Genomic DNA, 15316 nt, shown 5'->3' with positions numbered 1-15316 from the left:
CAATAACTCGCTTAGGCCTCATGCCTAAGCGAGTTTTTCGTTTCTTATTTTTCGATCATCAAATGCATAGTCTATGGCGACTAACAGTAAAGCAAAGATCCATTGTGACCACATGTGCATCGCGACGCTTACAATCAGTTCATCGACGATGTACACTGTGAACCAAGTAAATAGTATGTCAATCCCTACTCTAACGTGAAGGTGGGCTTTTTTCACGTTTATGATTTGAGCCTTAACGAGCTTCGCCAACACTTCAAATAGAAAACCTAATGTAAGCACGAGTAATCCAAAGAAAACAAGAGAGCGATTGGACTCATAAGTGACTCCTAAAAGTTGAAACAACCCTACCATCCCTAAGAAGAATATTCCCAGGATTATAAATAAGCCTAATAAAACGAGAAAAGACAAAATAACAATCACAATGAGTTTGGTTTTTCGGTCTAATTCATTAAACGGCTTCTTTTTAGACATGTCGTTTATCCTTTTCCTTCCCTTACACAAGACAGCCTCTCCATGTATACATACCCCTCTATTGCTTTAAGCCCCTTCTCCGTAATATAAATACCAGATTGGTCGTCCACCCCATATCCGACTCCCACCTTTAAATTCCGTACGATTTGTCTTAAATGAGACTGATCTTGCCACCTTAAATAATGAGCGGATAGAGCTATGTTTTCGATTAAACCAAGCCCTTCCTTATATAAGATGATCCCTTCCGCATTATCCTTCGCAGAAATCGCACATGTTTCCGGAGCAATCAGCGCTCCGGCTGAGTATCCAGCAATTGGAACCCCTTGCTTGTGCAGACCTCTAATAACTGGAGCAAGATCGGTATCGACAATATTACGCTGATACTTTACCGTATCCCCTCCGCCAATCATTACAGCACCAGCCGATTTAAGTGTGTCCAGCTCGTCTTTGGAATAATGCTCCTTTATCGAGATATAGGAAAAGGCAGCATGAGGCGAATAAGATAAAATCGGCTCGGTGTAAGCCGAAGCATACTTTTCAATTTCTACCCCTTCTCTTGGTGAATAAAGTAATACAACGGGTCCTTCCTCTTTCAAATGAGCAAAGCTCTTTGCAAGCAGGTTTGGCATTGGGGGGCCACTACCGATAAGAAACAAATGGGTGTTCCTCATGGATTCCCTCCTCTACTCTATTTATGATATTTACGATAAGCTGCATGATAAGTGGAACCAATTCCTCTATTAAAGTTGAGTGCGTATTTAATAGCTGTAGTTACAAACGCTTTTGCTGTTCTAACAGCCTCCTCTACCGGCTTCCCCTTAGCAAGTTCTGCTGTTATCGCAGCAGAATACGTACACCCCGCTCCACTCGTATGAATAGTGGGGAAACGTTCGGATTGGAGATAAATCATTTCTTCTCCGTCATAGAGAATATCGATGGCTGGATAATCCTTTAGAGAACCACCTTTCACTAATACGTACTGAGCGCCTGTTTCGTGAAGCTCACGGGCGGCCTTCTCCATTGCTGAAGGTGAATCAGGAGTGGATACGTTTAATAGACGTGCCGCTTCTTCTAAATTGGGCGTGATGATCGTTGCTGTCGGCAGCAGGTGTTTCGTTAGCGCTTCGATCGCTTCATCCAAGAGAAGCTGAGAACCCATTTTGCCAATCATCACTGGGTCGACCACCACATTTTTTATTCCATAATAAGAGATCAATTCGCTTGTTCGATCTATGATTTCTTCAGTAAATAACATTCCCGTTTTAAGTGCTTGCGGTTCTACGTGTTCAAAAGAGGCGTGTATTTGGGCTTCTATGGCTTGCACGGGCTGAGTGAAAATTCCTTGTTCTGTTGTTGAGTTATTAGCTACAATGGCTGTAACAGCACTCATTCCGTAAACGTCTAGTTCTTGAAACGTTTTGAGATCGGCCTGGATGCCTGCACTTCCCTGGGCCGCGGAACCAGCGATGGTTAATGCTCGTGGTATACTCATACATAAATCTCCGTTCTCTAATTGTTTAGCTGAATTGTACCAAATTTTGTTACCTTTCGGCTATTGATGTGAACGAAGGAGAGGAGCTTTTCCTATGAATCCTTTTACTGAAAGGGTATTGAAGACGATTCGTTCGATTCCACCCGGTGGGGTTATGACGTACGGTCAAGTAGCTCGTGAGGCTGGCAACCCTCGTGCCGCCAGACAAGTTGCTCGTATCCTTCATTCGATGAGTCAAAAACACCACCTCCCTTGGCATCGAGTGATAAATGCAAAAGGAGAAATCGCTATTAAAGATGATGAAACTGCATTAGAGCAGCAGTTGGAGCTTGAGGATGAAGGGGTCGTCGTTATAAACAAGAAAGTAAATTTACAAGATTTCCAATGGAGGATATAGAATGTTTGAGGTTAGAAATTACCCGGAAATGTCATGGTCTTTGTCAAGACATAAGACCATGCTGACCTGTCTAAGAAAATACGCTTATGATTATTACGCTTCCCATAATGGCTGGCTTCACAACGCTGATTCACTCGCTCGACAAACCTATCGTTTAAAGAAGATTACGAACTTAGAAATGCATTTCGGAAGTGTGGTGCACGAGTTAATCTATCAAATTATTCAACGAGTCCTGAAAAATCAAGAGATTCCTAGTGAAGAGGCTGTGGTAGATGAAATTCGGCACCAACTCAATCGCAGCTTTATTGAATCAACAAAGAAAGAGCATTTATGGCAGCACCGGCCAAAACACTACACAATGCTGCATGAGATCTATTACAGTCAGACGAACCAACTGCCCAAAGGTAAAATTGACAAAATTACGGATCGACTTCACACGACCGTAAGCAACTTCTTTGCCAGCCGCTCGTTTTCCGATGTACTTAACAAAAGTGAGATGCGGTTCATGGAGTCAGAGAAGTTCCGATACATGAAAGTCGATGGGATAAAAATATTCATTGTCATGGACTTGCTTTATAAAGATTTAACACAAGGAAACTGGGTTATTGTCGATTGGAAAACCGGAAAATCCTCTGAAGAAGATCGTAATCAGCTGGCCCTATATGCTTTGTATTTGCAGCAAAAGCATAACATTGACTCCCTGGATGACATCGTAATCCGAAACGAATATTTACTTGATGGTACTCATGTTGATCATCAACTGAAAGAACAAGATTTAGTCAACGTGCAGCGTTTATATGGAATAAGCTTGGAGCAAATGCAGAACTTACTGATCAATCCTAATGAGAACATCCCTAAACCAATTGAGCAGTTTTCGATGCAGGAAGATCCACGTATATGTGCACGCTGCAATTACCAAGAGCTATGCTTCCCTTCCACACCCTAATGTTTAAGACGAATCTGAATCGGATACATATTAGGTGGATGCAGATTTATGCGAAGGGAGTTTTGTGAGTTATGAAAGTACTAGTAGCAGGAGCTAATGGAAACACAGGACGTTTACTCATACAAAATTTAAAAGAAGACGGCCACGAACCTTATGGTATGGTACGTAAAGAGGAACAAAAAAGTACAATTGAAAACCTGGGCGGAACTCCAGTCCTGGCAGATCTAACGAAGGATGTTGGTCATGCGATTAAAGGGATGGATGCAGTTATTTTCGCTGCTGGTTCAGGCTCTAGCACAGGACCGGAACAAACTAAAGCAGTGGATCGAGACGGTGCGATCAATCTAATTAAACACACTGAGAATCTTGGTATTAAGAAGTTTGTTATGCTAAGTGCGATGAATGCAGATGATTCAAGCGAAGCATCTGGAAACTTTAAAGTTTATCTAGATATGAAACGTGAAGCTGATGAATATTTACGAGGTACTGAGCTCGACTATACGATTGTCCGCCCTGGGGCCTTAACAGATGATGAAGCAACCACTAAAATTAAAGTGGGAGAAAAAGTGGAACGAGGCGAAGTTCCACGTGCGGATGTAGCGAAGACAATGATAACATGTATGCAATATCAAAACGCCTATCATAAAACTTTTGAGATGATCTCAGGCGATACGCAAATCGAAGACGCATTAAAAACATTATAATGAATACAAAAACACGGGCAGAGCTGATGGAGCTTCACCCGTGTTTTTTTAGTGCTGCCTCTTCTACTCTTTTTTTATGAAAAATATGTCAAAATACCCAATTTTATTACTCTGTTTAACGATAGTTTGATATAATGCAAGGTAGTTTCAATTATTAAGAGCTCGGGCACGATAAGTTATTTGTTGATGAAGAGGTGAGAGTTTTGAAGGGCCAATTAATTAAGCAGCATCGTAAGTTTAAAAACATGACATTAGAAGAATTAGCAGACGGAATTTGCTCCGTTTCATATCTTAGCAAAATTGAACATAATACGATGATTGCGAGTGATGAGATCTACCGTCTTTTGGGCAAGAGATTAAATATTCGATTAGAAAACTTAAATGAAGAGTTCGATGAGGAGATTTATAAGGAAATCCTTAACTGGCACGAAGCCATTCAATTAAAGGATTTTCCTCTTATGGATGAATTACAGGAGAAATGCAGGCTTCACCTTCATAAAAATCAAAACATTGATTTATCCAACTTATATAAAGTGGTGCACTCCAGGTACCAATTGACCAAAACTCATAAACCTCTATCAAAAAAAATAACAAAAGAGCTTGGTGACGTGCTGTCTCAATCTTCGAATGAATTTCGTTTTCTTTATTATAAAACGATCGGTATTCATCACTTCTTAAGTTTGGAATACAAAAAAACCATTCATCATTTTCAATGTGCTGAAAAAATGATGGAAAAGCTCCCACACCACGATAGTGAGCTTTACTATCATTTTTCCCTCACGTATACACGCCTCCGAATGTATGTTGAATCTAACTACTACGCTAACCTTGCCCTAGAAGAATACCAGAAATCGCTTACCTACTCTAAAATCACGGACTGTTACATGATGCTTGCGATTAACTATAACTTCTTAGGTGTTCATGATGTAGCTGAGCGCCTATTCCATAAATTATTAAAAGGATCCAAAGAACACTTAAGTGTAATAGATGAAGGAAGGATCTATCACAACCTGGGCTATATCTATAACAATCAAAAAGAATATGACCTTGCCGTTGACCATTTACTCTTTGCCTTAAAGCTAAAAGAAAGAGAAAAGCTTTCCATTGTAAGTACTTTATATTTGCTCGCTGAGACGTATCATCACCTGGAAGACAAACAGGCCAGCCGGGACTACTTATCCAAAGGAGAAGAAGTAGCCAACCAACATAAAGATGTGAAGTATCAACACAAATTTTACGTCTTAAAGCACAAAATGAATCAAACAATGAATGATGATACATTTATTGAAATGCTAGAGAAGACCATTATTCCTGATGCACTTTCGCTAAACGAATATAATGATCACAAAAATTATTTAGAGCTGTTAGCTGAGCTCTACTATGAGCGAAGAATGTATAAAAAATGTTCGATGCTCTTTATAGAAGCCAGCCGCTATAAATCAACTCAAATTAAAGAGATCCTTTAAAAAAGACGATCGGCTCTTAGGCCGATCGTCTTTTTACATTCGCACAATATTTTTCTGCCAGTTTTTAAATTCTAATTCATCAAATTTGCTCGCCATACGTTCTTCGTCGATATAAAATAAAGCCTCATCGAGGGAACAATTAACGTCCGCTTCGCAATGAATTTGAGCAAGCTTTCTCGATAAATGCAGCATTTCTAAATCCTGCTCAATCTTAGCTCGCTGCCCTTTCGTGAGTTGCTCTATATTTTCTAAAATGCCTTCAATCGTTTTGTGCTCCATCAATAATTTTAATGCTGTTTTTTCACCAATGCCGCGAACCCCAGGATAATTATCACTGCTGTCCCCCATCAATGCCTTTAAGTCGACCATTTGTTGAGGAGTAATTCCTTTTTCATCGTAAAAGGAATCTTCGTGATATTCAGCATAATTCCCGTACCCTTTTTTCAATAAAACGACGGAGATATTCGGCTTCAGCAGCTGCAGCATATCTTGATCTCCCGTCAAAATAAATACTTGAGAATGTTCACTATACCCCTGGCTTAACGTGCCCATGCAGTCATCAGCCTCATATCCAACTGTGCCTATGTTCGGGATATTCAATGATTCCACTACTTCTTTAGCTAAATCAAATTGAGGAATCAATTCTTCAGGTGGTGCCCCACGATTTGCTTTATAATCTGGAAACAGGTCATTTCTAAAGGTTTTGCTCCCCATATCCCAGCAGCAGACCACGTGAGTAGGCTGATAGGTTTCAATAGCAGTAAATAGGTGCTTCATCATTCCATATACGCCATTCGTGGGCATGCCTTTGCTATTGACCATATAATAATTGCTCATAGCTGTGGCGTAGAATGCTCTAAATAACAGCGCCATCCCATCTACGAGCATAATGCGATTCGTTGTCGTCGTCATAAATTCTATCCTTTCTATCATAAAGATGAATCTATTATAACAAATTTAATAGACGACGCGAGCCTTTGTCCCCGCCAACATTATCTAATAATTGACAAAATTCAGATACAGTGATACTTTCGAATTAAGTGCAGCTTTTCTTTCGTTGAATTTTGTAAGCGCTTGCACTTAAAAGAATATTTCGGGAGGAATCTAACACATGGTCTACGCATTTCCAAACACAGAAGGATCAATTGTACAATTTAAGGACCGATACGACAACTTTATTGACGGCAAATGGACAGCCCCCGTCAAAGGACAATACTTTAATAACGTTTCACCTGTAACTGGAAAAAATTTCTGCCAGGTGGCTCGTTCTACAGAAGAAGACGTTGAACTTGCCATTGATGCTGCTCATAAAGCGAAAGATGCGTGGGGTAAGACGTCTGTGACAGAAAGATCATTAATTTTAAATCGGATTGCTGATCGTATGGAGGAAAATCTGGAACAGCTCGCTGTTGCGGAGACATGGGAAAATGGAAAAGCTGTTCGTGAAACATTAAATGCTGATATCCCTTTGGCTATCGATCACTTCCGCTACTTTGCTTCCGTTATTCGTTCAGAAGAAGGTACAATTGGAGAAATTGATAACGATACGGTTGCCTATCATTTTAAAGAGCCGCTAGGTGTTGTCGGACAAATTATTCCTTGGAACTTCCCTATACTTATGGCAACTTGGAAGGTCGCGCCTGCGCTTGCCGCCGGAAATGCCATCGTACTAAAACCTGCAGAACAAACACCTGCATCTATTCTATACTTACTCGAAATGATTGAAGACTTACTTCCAGCCGGCGTTTTAAATGTAGTGAACGGGTTCGGTTTAGAAGCGGGTAAACCACTCGCCCAGAATCCTCGCATTAATAAAGTAGCCTTTACCGGGGAAACTACAACGGGTCGAATGATTATGCAATATGCATCTCAAAACATCATCCCAGTTACATTGGAGCTTGGAGGGAAATCTCCAAACATTTTCTTCGAAGACGTGATGGCAGAGGATGATGACTTCTTAGATAAAACAATTGAAGGGATGGTAATGTTTGCCTTAAACCAAGGTGAAGTTTGTACCTGTCCTTCCCGAGCTCTTATTCACGAATCCATTTACGACAAGTTTATGGAAAGAGTGATTGAACGTGTTAAGGCAATCAAAACAGGTAACCCATTAGACCCAGAGGTGATGATGGGAGCTCAAGCTTCTTCAGAACAGCTGGATAAAATCCTTTCTTACTTAAATATTGGTAAAGAAGAAGGAGCTGAATGCTTGGTTGGTGGAGAACGTAATCAAATGGATGGCGACTTTGCTGATGGATATTACGTACAGCCTACGATGTTTAAAGGGAATAACCAGATGAGAATCTTCCAAGAAGAAATTTTTGGTCCAGTCCTATCTGTTACTACTTTTAAAGATCATGAAGAAGCTATGAACATTGCCAATGATACGTTATACGGCCTTGGTGCAGGTGTTTGGACTCGAGACATGAATACAGCTTATCGCTTCGGACGCGGCATCGAAGCAGGCCGAGTATGGACAAACTGCTATCACTCATACCCAGCTCATGCAGCATTTGGCGGTTACAAAATGTCGGGTGTCGGCCGTGAAAACCATAAGATGATGCTGGATCATTATCAACAAACGAAAAACCTACTTGTCAGCTACAGCCCGCAGAAGCTAGGATTCTTTTAGAATAGAAAAGCAGCATTGAAAGGGGGATTATTTATACCGCCCCCTTTCAATGCTTCTAAAACTAAAATCGGAGGTGAATAGCTGATGGTTGAACGTGTTATTGCAACTGACGCTGCCCTCGAACTTTTGTCCACGCTTAAGGAAAAGCACGGACCGCTGATGTTTCACCAATCGGGTGGATGCTGTGATGGGAGCTCCCCTATGTGTTATCAGCAGGGAGACTTACTCATTGGAAGTCAGGATGTAAATTTAGGCGAAATTGGAGACACACCTTTTTATATGAATAAAAAGCAATATGATTATTGGAAACACACCCAATTAATCATTGATGTGGTCGATGGCCGAGGTGGGATGTTTTCGTTAGAAGGAGTAGAGGGAAAACGGTTCTTGTCCCGGTCACGTGCTTTTACGGATGAAGAATATAAGCAATTGAAAGAGGAAGAAGCCTTTTAGAAAATGCACCTCTCCAAAGGCGAGGTGCAGACTGTCGAGAAAGTCTCGACAGTCTTTATTTTTTCTGGAACTTTCATTTTTCACCGTGTGCATTTGATACACCATAGGTAATAACTTTCTAAGGCGGTGTTAGTTGTGTTTCACTCTAGAAAAGAACGCCAAGGTGAAGGAGAGTCTTTTTCGGTTAGGGACGGGCGAATACCGCGAGACTCCTGCGGAAAAACGGGCGATCCGAGACCCCGCAGTGTGGGTTTTCACGAGGAGACTCGGGCGTTCGTCCGTGGAAAACGAGTGGTATTCACCCGCCCCGTGCGCACAAAAAACTTGTAGAAAAACAAGAGGTTTCTCTACAAGCTGCACCTCGCCAAAGTCATGGTGCTTTTTTCATCATAAGGAAGTATCCTTCTCATCAATCAATCGCTCCACGTCTTCAATCACTAACTCTAATTCTTGAAGACCTTTAGCAGGACTCGATAAGAATACACTTTCTAAACGTTCATTTATACGATCGGGCTTAATATTCATCAAATCTAAGCTCTGTTTTTGCCATTTGTAGGCGGGGTGGTGGACATACATACAATTGAGTCCAAATAAGAGCCCCATCACCTTTTCCTGGGTACTCGTTAACAAAGCATAAAACATAAGCCAATCTTCTCTTTCCAGCAGGGTGTGGCGGTGCTTCCATCTCGGTCCAAAGTCTAAATGGGCGTTGATCATGTTGATGCTTAGAGATTCAGGGTAAACAAGTACTTTTGCTTTAAGTCCATCCAGGACTTCTTCGCCGTATAATGGAATACCATAATGAATAGAAGCCGCGATACTCTGATCCTCTATATCAATTCGGAATTCTTTAGTCACTCGTTGAATCTTCTTAAGTATTGTTTCTGTCAAAAAGCTGCTGATTTCAATTTTAGCTCCATCCACTTTATACGATTCGGACCATTCTTCCTCTTCGTAATCGTGAAAATCAATGATGCTGCCGTTCAGTTCGTCAATGACGCACTTACGATCTTCATCACTAGGAGGCTCACTCCAACAAATATTTAACTCAATATCAGAGTATTCATCTTCCCACTCCCTGGATAGGGAACCAGCAATGTAAATCGCTTCAACTTTTGAGTTGTCTTTATAAGCATTGGCCACCTTAACAGCTATCTCTTTTAGGATCATTGCCTCTCTCCAAACTTTTATATTCTATCGATGCTGTTCTTTTTTACTAACACCCTTACACCTTATCAAATATTTACCAAAATTTCTATATGTCTACCTTTTTTCTCTCTATTTAAGTTTTCTACTTTTCATGAATGCATTTTTTTTCTCTTTTACTTCACAACCATTGGCGGAAAACACCTTTAACATTGGTTCATTATTTTGACTGGTTGCTCCAATATAAGTAGTGGCTCCAAAATCATTTCTTAATCTAGTTAAAGCAAGGTGATGGAGTTCTCTTCCTTTATGACTCCCCCGGAACTTTGGGAGTAATCCGAAGTAAAACAACCGCCCTTCTTCCTTCGTCCCTTGTTCTATATGAGGCATCATCACTCCGATCGGTTCTTCATTTTCAAAGGCAGTGATACACGTCTTCCCATAGCTTGTACCAATCTCTTTTTTAACACTTTTCATTTGTTCTTCCATGTTCAATCGCGACCCACCATTTAGAGAACCGATCATGGACTCTTTCCACACGTCTAGAAAAGCAGCTTCAGAGTATGTTTCTAAATCTTTTAACTTTATCGAACAGGGATGATCTTCTAGTTGAATAAGATTTTTATGTACATAAACTGTTGTTTCTGCCCATTGATAGCCTTTTTCAAACAGCACCCCTTTGACTTGTTCTGTTTGAAACTCACTTAACAGAACAGTGAAGTGTTCAACCTTCTTAAAGTTTGCTTCGATCTCATCTAAGAGCACTTTCATCTTTACGGGGTCAAGTTGATCTGCTTCTTCGACAGTAACAAAATTCTCTCCTTCTACTATTTTTACTTCCTTGTTCATTTCCTTTTCCCCTTTTTCTACTACTCTATCATGAATGGGCAATTTTAGAGCTGATTATTTTATGAACATTGATTCCACCGTTACAATGAAAAGACCTTAACATAAAGGAGTGGAAAATATTGAACCGTGAAATACATTTAGTTAAAAGACCAGAAGCTACACCAACGCATGAACACTTAAATATAGTCGAACAAAGTAATCCCAAGCCTGAGGAAGGAGAAGTATTGTTAAGAACTCTATACGTCTCCGTTGACCCTTACATGAGAGGCCGTATGAGCGATGCTAAATCATATATTGAACCTTTCCAATTAAATGAACCCATATCCGGCGGCGCGATCGCTCAAGTGACAGAATCCCGCTCCGAACAATTTAATCAAGGAGATATCGTAACAGGGGCACTGGAATGGAAAGAGTACTCGGTTGCGGATGAAAAATCCTTAAGAAAAGTCGATCCCTCTCTAGGCCCTGTCACTACCTCGTTAGGTATTCTTGGGATGCCGGGCTTGACTGCCTACTTTGGCCTTATCGATATTGGGGCGCCTAAAGAAGGCGAAACCCTTGTCGTATCCGGGGCAGCAGGTGCCGTTGGTTCAGCCGTTGTTCAAATTGGAAAAATTTACGGGTGTCGAGTGGTTGGTATTGCAGGCACTAAGGAAAAGACGCGTTATCTTACTGATGAATTAGGGGTCGATGTCGTCATTAATTATAAAAATGAGAATGTCGCTCAAGCATTAGAGGAAGCTTGTCCTAACGGCGTGGATGTCTATTTCGACAACGTAGGCGGGGATATTTCTGACTCTGTTTATCCATTACTCAATAAATTCGCGCGCATTGTACAATGTGGAGCCATCTCCTCTTACAATACACCGAACGATCAAGGACCAAGAATTCATATGCAGCTCATTAAATCAAGTGCTCTTGTAAAGGGGTTCACAGTTGGTGATTATCAGGAACGTTTTAGCGAGGGCTTCCAGCACCTTTCTAAATGGCTGCAAGAAGGAAAGCTTACGTATGAAGAAACAATTGTCGAAGGATTTGATCAAATTCCAGATGCTTTCTTTGGTCTCTTCAAAGGGGAAAACTTAGGGAAGCAGCTTGTAAAAGTAGCAGATCCAGAATAAACAAAAAGCGTAGGAGTTCCTCCTACGCTTTTTCCACACTAATTCCAATTTCATTTAAGGCTTGTTTTAAATTTGCTCTTGTTTTGACTTGAGTAAAGTCAACCCCTCTTTCTACAACAGAGCGGGCAATTTCCGGACGGATTCCTGTTAACGTAGTGTCCACTCCTACTAACTCCAACGAATGGCTTACCTGAAAAAGAAAATGGGCTAACGTTGCATCAATTTCTGGCACGCCGGAAATATCGATAAGTAAGTATTGAAGCTGGTATTTAGAACTTTTCTCCAGTGACTTTTCCATGATAAGCTGAGCCCGCTCTGGATCCAGTTCGCCAATGACGGGCAGCACAGCTACACGATCTGCAATAGGAACCACAGGAACAGATAATTGAGTTAATTTATCTTGCGCCTTCTCGTAGGCCTCGTTATTATGGCGGATATAAATTTGACTAAATTGAAAAATCACTTGGTCTAATAATGGATTGATAAATTTATTCACATCTAAAACTGTGATGGCTGCAAATTGATTTTCCTGCAGTTCTTTATCAAACGTTTTCCAAATCAACGTTCGATAATATCCCATGGTGGCAATGGTTTCATTAAGAGGAATCCCTTTATCCACTGCTTTCTCACCAATTTCATTCGCCCAGTTCGTGACTTTTTCTTTCACTTCTTCGTAATTTTCGAACAACGATTCACCAAGCAGCTGAAAAAAATAAGAACGCCACTCTCTAATTTGTTCCCTCGTTAAATCAGATTGGTTAATACTTGATACATAGGATTCTTGTTCATAATTCTCAATTTCTAAAGTAAGCTCATGTCTAAATTCAATAATACGGTTTCCTATATACTTCAATTCTTCCTTCATAAGTAAAGAAGCTCCTTCGTTCTTTTTTTATTATAAGTATTTTTCAAAGAGATTGTAAAAAAATCAGTCATACCTCGGTTGATCATATTGACCAAACCACTCATAACGTCTGCTGGAGAACCATTTATATAAACGTACTCCCCATACTTTCATGCCAGGTAAGTATAATAATAAACCAGGCATAAAGAAAAGAGGGAGCTGTAACAAGATGAATCGGATCGAATGAAACCCTTCGACTACTTTTCCTTGATCGGTTAAAAGGTGAATCTCATCAAGCAGCGGCCGACCCTCCAAGTAAGGATACCGCCCGTTCTTATATACTTCCTGAACGGAAACCCATTTCATATTAGCGTTCCAATCCAAGCGTTGAACCCACTTCTTAACATAATAGCAAAAAGGACACTGCGCATCGTAAAAAACGATATGTTTCACCATTCGGCCTCCTTACACTAGATCGACTTTAATCCACCCCCGTACCCCATTAATCATCCACACCTCTTCACAAGTGTCCAAGTCACTTTTATAAATCTTTTTTTCTTTTATCTTTCTTTCTGACAGCAATAATTCCCGAAACGCCCCCCTTAATAAACCTGAATTTACTTGCGGAGTGAAATATTCTCCACCTTGCTTGACGACTACATTAGCCATCGTAAACTCGGTCAATTCATCCTTTGAATTCCATAACAATACGGCAAAAACACCTTCTTGCTTGTGAGCTTCATAAACAGCACGATGTGTCGTTTTGTGATATAAGAAAGGGTTGTTTTCGTCCACAGGGTGTTTCGCAAGAGCACAAATTACCCGTTCGGGAGGTGGTTGGATGGATTGCACTTCCCCTCCCACTGTTCCACTTTCATCGAGAAGCAGCCTGACTTTAAAAAGGCCTCGGGGATTTTCTTTTCTCCATTTATTAAGAATGTCATATACAGAATTTTCATCGTAGCTAAAATTAAAATATTGAGCGGATTGTTTAAGTCGGTCAATGTGATAAGGGAGAAGCGGATATTCTCCTCCCTCTAATTTCATCGATTCCAGCAATTGAAATTCGGGACGTTTCTCCACCAGCAACTGCGCTTTTGCCTTTATTTCTTCAAACTCGTTCATTGGAGTTGAGTCCCACGTTACGCCTCCTCCTGTACCGTAAGAAGCTTCGTCTCTATCCAGCATTACGGTTCTTATCGGAACATTAAACACAGCTTCTCCTTGAGGGGTCATAAATCCGACGGCTCCACAGTATACCTCTCGAGGTGAAGTCTCTAAATCAGCTATGTATTCCATCGTTCTCACCTTTGGAGCTCCTGTAATAGAACCGCACGGAAATAACGCTTTAAAAATACCCCACATGGAATGATGGTCTTCAAGCACTGCTTCAATCGTAGATGTCATTTGATGGACCGTAGGGTACGTTTCAATCTCAAACAACTTAGAAACGTTTACGGATCCAGAGACAGCCACCTTCCCAATATCGTTTCGTAATAAATCTACAATCATAACGTTCTCGGCTCTCTCTTTATCTGACTCTAAGAGGTACTGCTTTTGTTTTTCATCGTCTTGCAGCGTGCAGCCTCGTCGCGCTGTTCCTTTCATCGGTTTAGTTTTAATTTTTCTTCCATTTTTTCGAAAGAACAATTCCGGAGAAGCAGAAACTATCCGGCGTCCGTTACCGAAGTTCAAATAAGCACTATAGCCGGATTTTTGATTATTGGTAAGCTGTTTATAAAAGGAGAGATCATGTCCTTTAAAAGAAGTTCGGAGCTGCGTTGTATAATTAATTTGATACGTATCTCCGCGTTTAATGGCTCTTTTAATTTGATTGATGCCCTTCGTATAGCTTTCTAAGCTACCTTCCATCTTCCATTCCGAAACCGCATAATCACTCACGCCGATCTCTGACTCTTCAGTCACCGGCTTTTCAAATACTCCAAACCAGGCAAGCGGCCACTTGGAGCCATTTTTTACTTTATAAGACGAGTCAAAAGCTGGTGCCGCTTCATAGGAAACGTACCCCGCAACATAACAACCTTCTGACAGAGCTTGTTCAACCTTTGTGAAAGCAGCTTCTACTTCATCTATTTTATAAGCCTCGATCACAAAAATAGGGTGAGAAAATTGCTTGGGTTGAATCTCTCCATTATCTTCTTCAAATTCAAACATCATGTGAACGTTACTCATACTGATGTCCCCTTTGTCTTTTGGTTCATAAACTCAACCGCGTGATTGTAGAAATTTTCCAGCATTTCAAACCCACGCTCCGTTAAAATAGCTTCCGGGTGAAATTGAAGCCCTTCAATGGGATGCAAGTGATGGCGTACCGCCATCACAACTGAATCTTCAGACATCGCACTAATTTCTAAACAAATGGGCATGTCTTCTAAAGGTGTATGCAGGGAATGGTAACGAGCCACTTGAACAGGAGTTGCCAATTTTTGAAACACTGTTCTTCCGTCATGAGTAATTTTAGTTACTTTTCCATGCATGGGCTGTACGCCCTCTTCCGTTCTTCCACCGAAATGCTCGACAATTAATTGATGCCCCAAACAAACCCCCAATATGGGAACGGAGCCTGCAAAGTGTTGAAGTACTTTTCTACAAACCCCGGTCTCATCAGGCCGGCCTGGTCCAGGAGAAAGAACGAGAAGTGTCGGCTTCTGTAAAATCAATTGTGCTAACGTGACTTCATCATTCCGAAAAACAACAACATCACTTTCCAATTGTTTGAAATATTGAACCAAGTTGTATGTAAATGAATCATAGTTATCAATGATTACAATCAT

At 40.8% G+C, this 15316-nt stretch carries 17 protein-coding genes; 7 read left to right on the top strand and 10 right to left on the bottom strand.

Features of this window, described 5'->3' with window-relative positions; translation table 11 throughout:
- Positions 1–24 precede the first annotated feature (24 nt).
- From IEV27_RS09740 to thiD, 3 genes are read right to left on the bottom strand one after another with little or no spacing between them, the layout of a single operon-like run.
- Positions 25–471, bottom strand: coding sequence for a regulatory YrvL family protein (locus IEV27_RS09740; protein WP_188377266.1), 447 nt, complete (start codon positions 469–471; stop codon positions 25–27).
- Positions 472–476: 5 nt separating this feature from the next.
- Positions 477–1142 (bottom strand): Type 1 glutamine amidotransferase-like domain-containing protein, encoded by a 666-nt coding sequence (locus IEV27_RS09735; protein ID WP_188377265.1) that lies wholly within the window; start codon positions 1140–1142, stop codon positions 477–479.
- Positions 1143–1159: 17 nt separating this feature from the next.
- Positions 1160–1963 carry a bifunctional hydroxymethylpyrimidine kinase/phosphomethylpyrimidine kinase gene (thiD, locus tag IEV27_RS09730; protein WP_188377264.1) on the bottom strand — a complete coding sequence of 268 codons (804 nt, stop codon included), beginning with the start codon at positions 1961–1963 and terminating at the stop codon, positions 1160–1162.
- Between the two features lie 94 nt (positions 1964–2057).
- Here thiD and IEV27_RS09725 point away from each other — a divergent pair, with 94 nt between their 5' ends.
- The 4 genes from IEV27_RS09725 to IEV27_RS09710 all read left to right on the top strand — a co-directional run bounded on the left by IEV27_RS09725 (position 2058) and on the right by IEV27_RS09710 (position 5476).
- Positions 2058–2360, top strand: coding sequence for an MGMT family protein (locus tag IEV27_RS09725; protein ID WP_188377263.1), 303 nt, complete (start codon positions 2058–2060; stop codon positions 2358–2360).
- A gap of 1 nt (position 2361) precedes the next feature.
- Positions 2362–3306 carry a PD-(D/E)XK nuclease family protein gene (locus IEV27_RS09720; protein WP_188377262.1) on the top strand — a complete coding sequence of 315 codons (945 nt, stop codon included), beginning with the start codon at positions 2362–2364 and terminating at the stop codon, positions 3304–3306.
- Positions 3307–3377: 71 nt separating this feature from the next.
- On the top strand, positions 3378–4010 hold the full coding sequence (locus IEV27_RS09715; RefSeq protein WP_188377261.1) for an SDR family oxidoreductase: 633 nt from the start codon (positions 3378–3380) through the stop codon (positions 4008–4010).
- A gap of 203 nt (positions 4011–4213) precedes the next feature.
- Positions 4214–5476 carry a helix-turn-helix transcriptional regulator gene (locus tag IEV27_RS09710; RefSeq protein ID WP_188377260.1) on the top strand — a complete coding sequence of 421 codons (1263 nt, stop codon included), beginning with the start codon at positions 4214–4216 and terminating at the stop codon, positions 5474–5476.
- 33 nt (positions 5477–5509) lie between these two features.
- Here IEV27_RS09710 and IEV27_RS09705 read toward each other — a convergent pair whose 3' ends face one another.
- A complete protein-coding gene (locus IEV27_RS09705) occupies positions 5510–6388 on the bottom strand; it encodes a 5'-3' exonuclease (protein ID WP_188377259.1) in 879 nt (292 codons plus the stop codon).
- Positions 6389–6587: 199 nt separating this feature from the next.
- Here IEV27_RS09705 and exaC point away from each other — a divergent pair, with 199 nt between their 5' ends.
- Together exaC and IEV27_RS09695 are read left to right on the top strand one after the other, a co-directional pair.
- Positions 6588–8108 (top strand): acetaldehyde dehydrogenase ExaC, encoded by a 1521-nt coding sequence (exaC, locus tag IEV27_RS09700; RefSeq protein ID WP_188377258.1) that lies wholly within the window; start codon positions 6588–6590, stop codon positions 8106–8108.
- A gap of 84 nt (positions 8109–8192) precedes the next feature.
- A complete protein-coding gene (locus IEV27_RS09695) occupies positions 8193–8561 on the top strand; it encodes a DUF779 domain-containing protein (RefSeq protein ID WP_188377257.1) in 369 nt (122 codons plus the stop codon).
- Positions 8562–8948: 387 nt separating this feature from the next.
- Here IEV27_RS09695 and IEV27_RS09690 read toward each other — a convergent pair whose 3' ends face one another.
- Both IEV27_RS09690 and IEV27_RS09685 read right to left on the bottom strand, forming a co-directional pair.
- A complete protein-coding gene (locus IEV27_RS09690) occupies positions 8949–9731 on the bottom strand; it encodes a DUF4037 domain-containing protein (protein ID WP_188377256.1) in 783 nt (260 codons plus the stop codon).
- A gap of 108 nt (positions 9732–9839) precedes the next feature.
- Positions 9840–10556, bottom strand: a complete 717-nt coding sequence (locus tag IEV27_RS09685) for a GNAT family N-acetyltransferase (RefSeq protein ID WP_188377255.1) — start codon at positions 10554–10556, stop codon at positions 9840–9842.
- Between the two features lie 119 nt (positions 10557–10675).
- Here IEV27_RS09685 and IEV27_RS09680 point away from each other — a divergent pair, with 119 nt between their 5' ends.
- Positions 10676–11677 (top strand): NADP-dependent oxidoreductase, encoded by a 1002-nt coding sequence (locus IEV27_RS09680; protein ID WP_188377254.1) that lies wholly within the window; start codon positions 10676–10678, stop codon positions 11675–11677.
- 22 nt (positions 11678–11699) lie between these two features.
- Here IEV27_RS09680 and IEV27_RS09675 read toward each other — a convergent pair whose 3' ends face one another.
- The 4 genes from IEV27_RS09675 to IEV27_RS09660 all read right to left on the bottom strand — a co-directional run bounded on the left by IEV27_RS09675 (position 11700) and on the right by IEV27_RS09660 (position 15316).
- Positions 11700–12542 (bottom strand): STAS domain-containing protein, encoded by an 843-nt coding sequence (locus IEV27_RS09675; protein ID WP_188377253.1) that lies wholly within the window; start codon positions 12540–12542, stop codon positions 11700–11702.
- A 63-nt stretch (positions 12543–12605) separates the two neighbouring features.
- The gene (locus IEV27_RS09670; RefSeq protein ID WP_229735083.1) at positions 12606–12977 is read right to left on the bottom strand and encodes a thiol-disulfide oxidoreductase DCC family protein; all 372 of its coding nucleotides are present in this window, start codon (positions 12975–12977) and stop codon (positions 12606–12608) included.
- Between the two features lie 9 nt (positions 12978–12986).
- Entirely contained in the window at positions 12987–14714 is a 1728-nt protein-coding gene (gene pabB / locus IEV27_RS09665; RefSeq protein WP_188377251.1) for an aminodeoxychorismate synthase component I, read from the bottom strand.
- Entirely contained in the window at positions 14711–15316 is a 606-nt protein-coding gene (locus IEV27_RS09660; RefSeq protein WP_188377250.1) for an anthranilate synthase component II, read from the bottom strand. The genes pabB and IEV27_RS09660 overlap by 4 nt, the downstream gene beginning before the upstream one ends.

Source organism: Halobacillus andaensis, assembly GCF_014636475.1.
Taxonomy (GTDB): Bacteria; Bacillota; Bacilli; order Bacillales; family Halobacillaceae; genus Halobacillus_A; species Halobacillus_A andaensis.
Note: the sequence above shows the minus strand (reverse complement) of the source record. Positions and strands in the feature narration are given on the sequence as shown.

Bases quoted from the DNA above. Each gene is read 5' to 3' on its own strand.
- thiD (WP_188377264.1), bottom strand. From the start codon at position 1,963: ATGAGTATACCACGAGCATTAACCATCGCTGGTTCCGCGGCCCAGGGA.
- IEV27_RS09670 (WP_229735083.1), bottom strand. From the start codon at position 12,977: ATGGTGAAACATATCGTTTTTTACGATGCGCAGTGTCCTTTTTGCTAT.
- IEV27_RS09660 (WP_188377250.1), bottom strand. From the start codon at position 15,316: ATGATTGTAATCATTGATAACTATGATTCATTTACATACAACTTGGTT.
- IEV27_RS09695 (WP_188377257.1), top strand. From the start codon at position 8,193: ATGGTTGAACGTGTTATTGCAACTGACGCTGCCCTCGAACTTTTGTCC.
- IEV27_RS09715 (WP_188377261.1), top strand. From the start codon at position 3,378: ATGAAAGTACTAGTAGCAGGAGCTAATGGAAACACAGGACGTTTACTC.
- IEV27_RS09720 (WP_188377262.1), top strand. From the start codon at position 2,362: ATGTTTGAGGTTAGAAATTACCCGGAAATGTCATGGTCTTTGTCAAGA.
- IEV27_RS09690 (WP_188377256.1), bottom strand. From the start codon at position 9,731: ATGATCCTAAAAGAGATAGCTGTTAAGGTGGCCAATGCTTATAAAGAC.
- IEV27_RS09705 (WP_188377259.1), bottom strand. From the start codon at position 6,388: ATGACGACGACAACGAATCGCATTATGCTCGTAGATGGGATGGCGCTG.
- IEV27_RS09735 (WP_188377265.1), bottom strand. From the start codon at position 1,142: ATGAGGAACACCCATTTGTTTCTTATCGGTAGTGGCCCCCCAATGCCA.
- pabB (WP_188377251.1), bottom strand. From the start codon at position 14,714: ATGAGTAACGTTCACATGATGTTTGAATTTGAAGAAGATAATGGAGAG.
- IEV27_RS09685 (WP_188377255.1), bottom strand. From the start codon at position 10,556: ATGAACAAGGAAGTAAAAATAGTAGAAGGAGAGAATTTTGTTACTGTC.
- IEV27_RS09740 (WP_188377266.1), bottom strand. From the start codon at position 471: ATGTCTAAAAAGAAGCCGTTTAATGAATTAGACCGAAAAACCAAACTC.
- exaC (WP_188377258.1), top strand. From the start codon at position 6,588: ATGGTCTACGCATTTCCAAACACAGAAGGATCAATTGTACAATTTAAG.
- IEV27_RS09675 (WP_188377253.1), bottom strand. From the start codon at position 12,542: ATGAAGGAAGAATTGAAGTATATAGGAAACCGTATTATTGAATTTAGA.
- IEV27_RS09725 (WP_188377263.1), top strand. From the start codon at position 2,058: ATGAATCCTTTTACTGAAAGGGTATTGAAGACGATTCGTTCGATTCCA.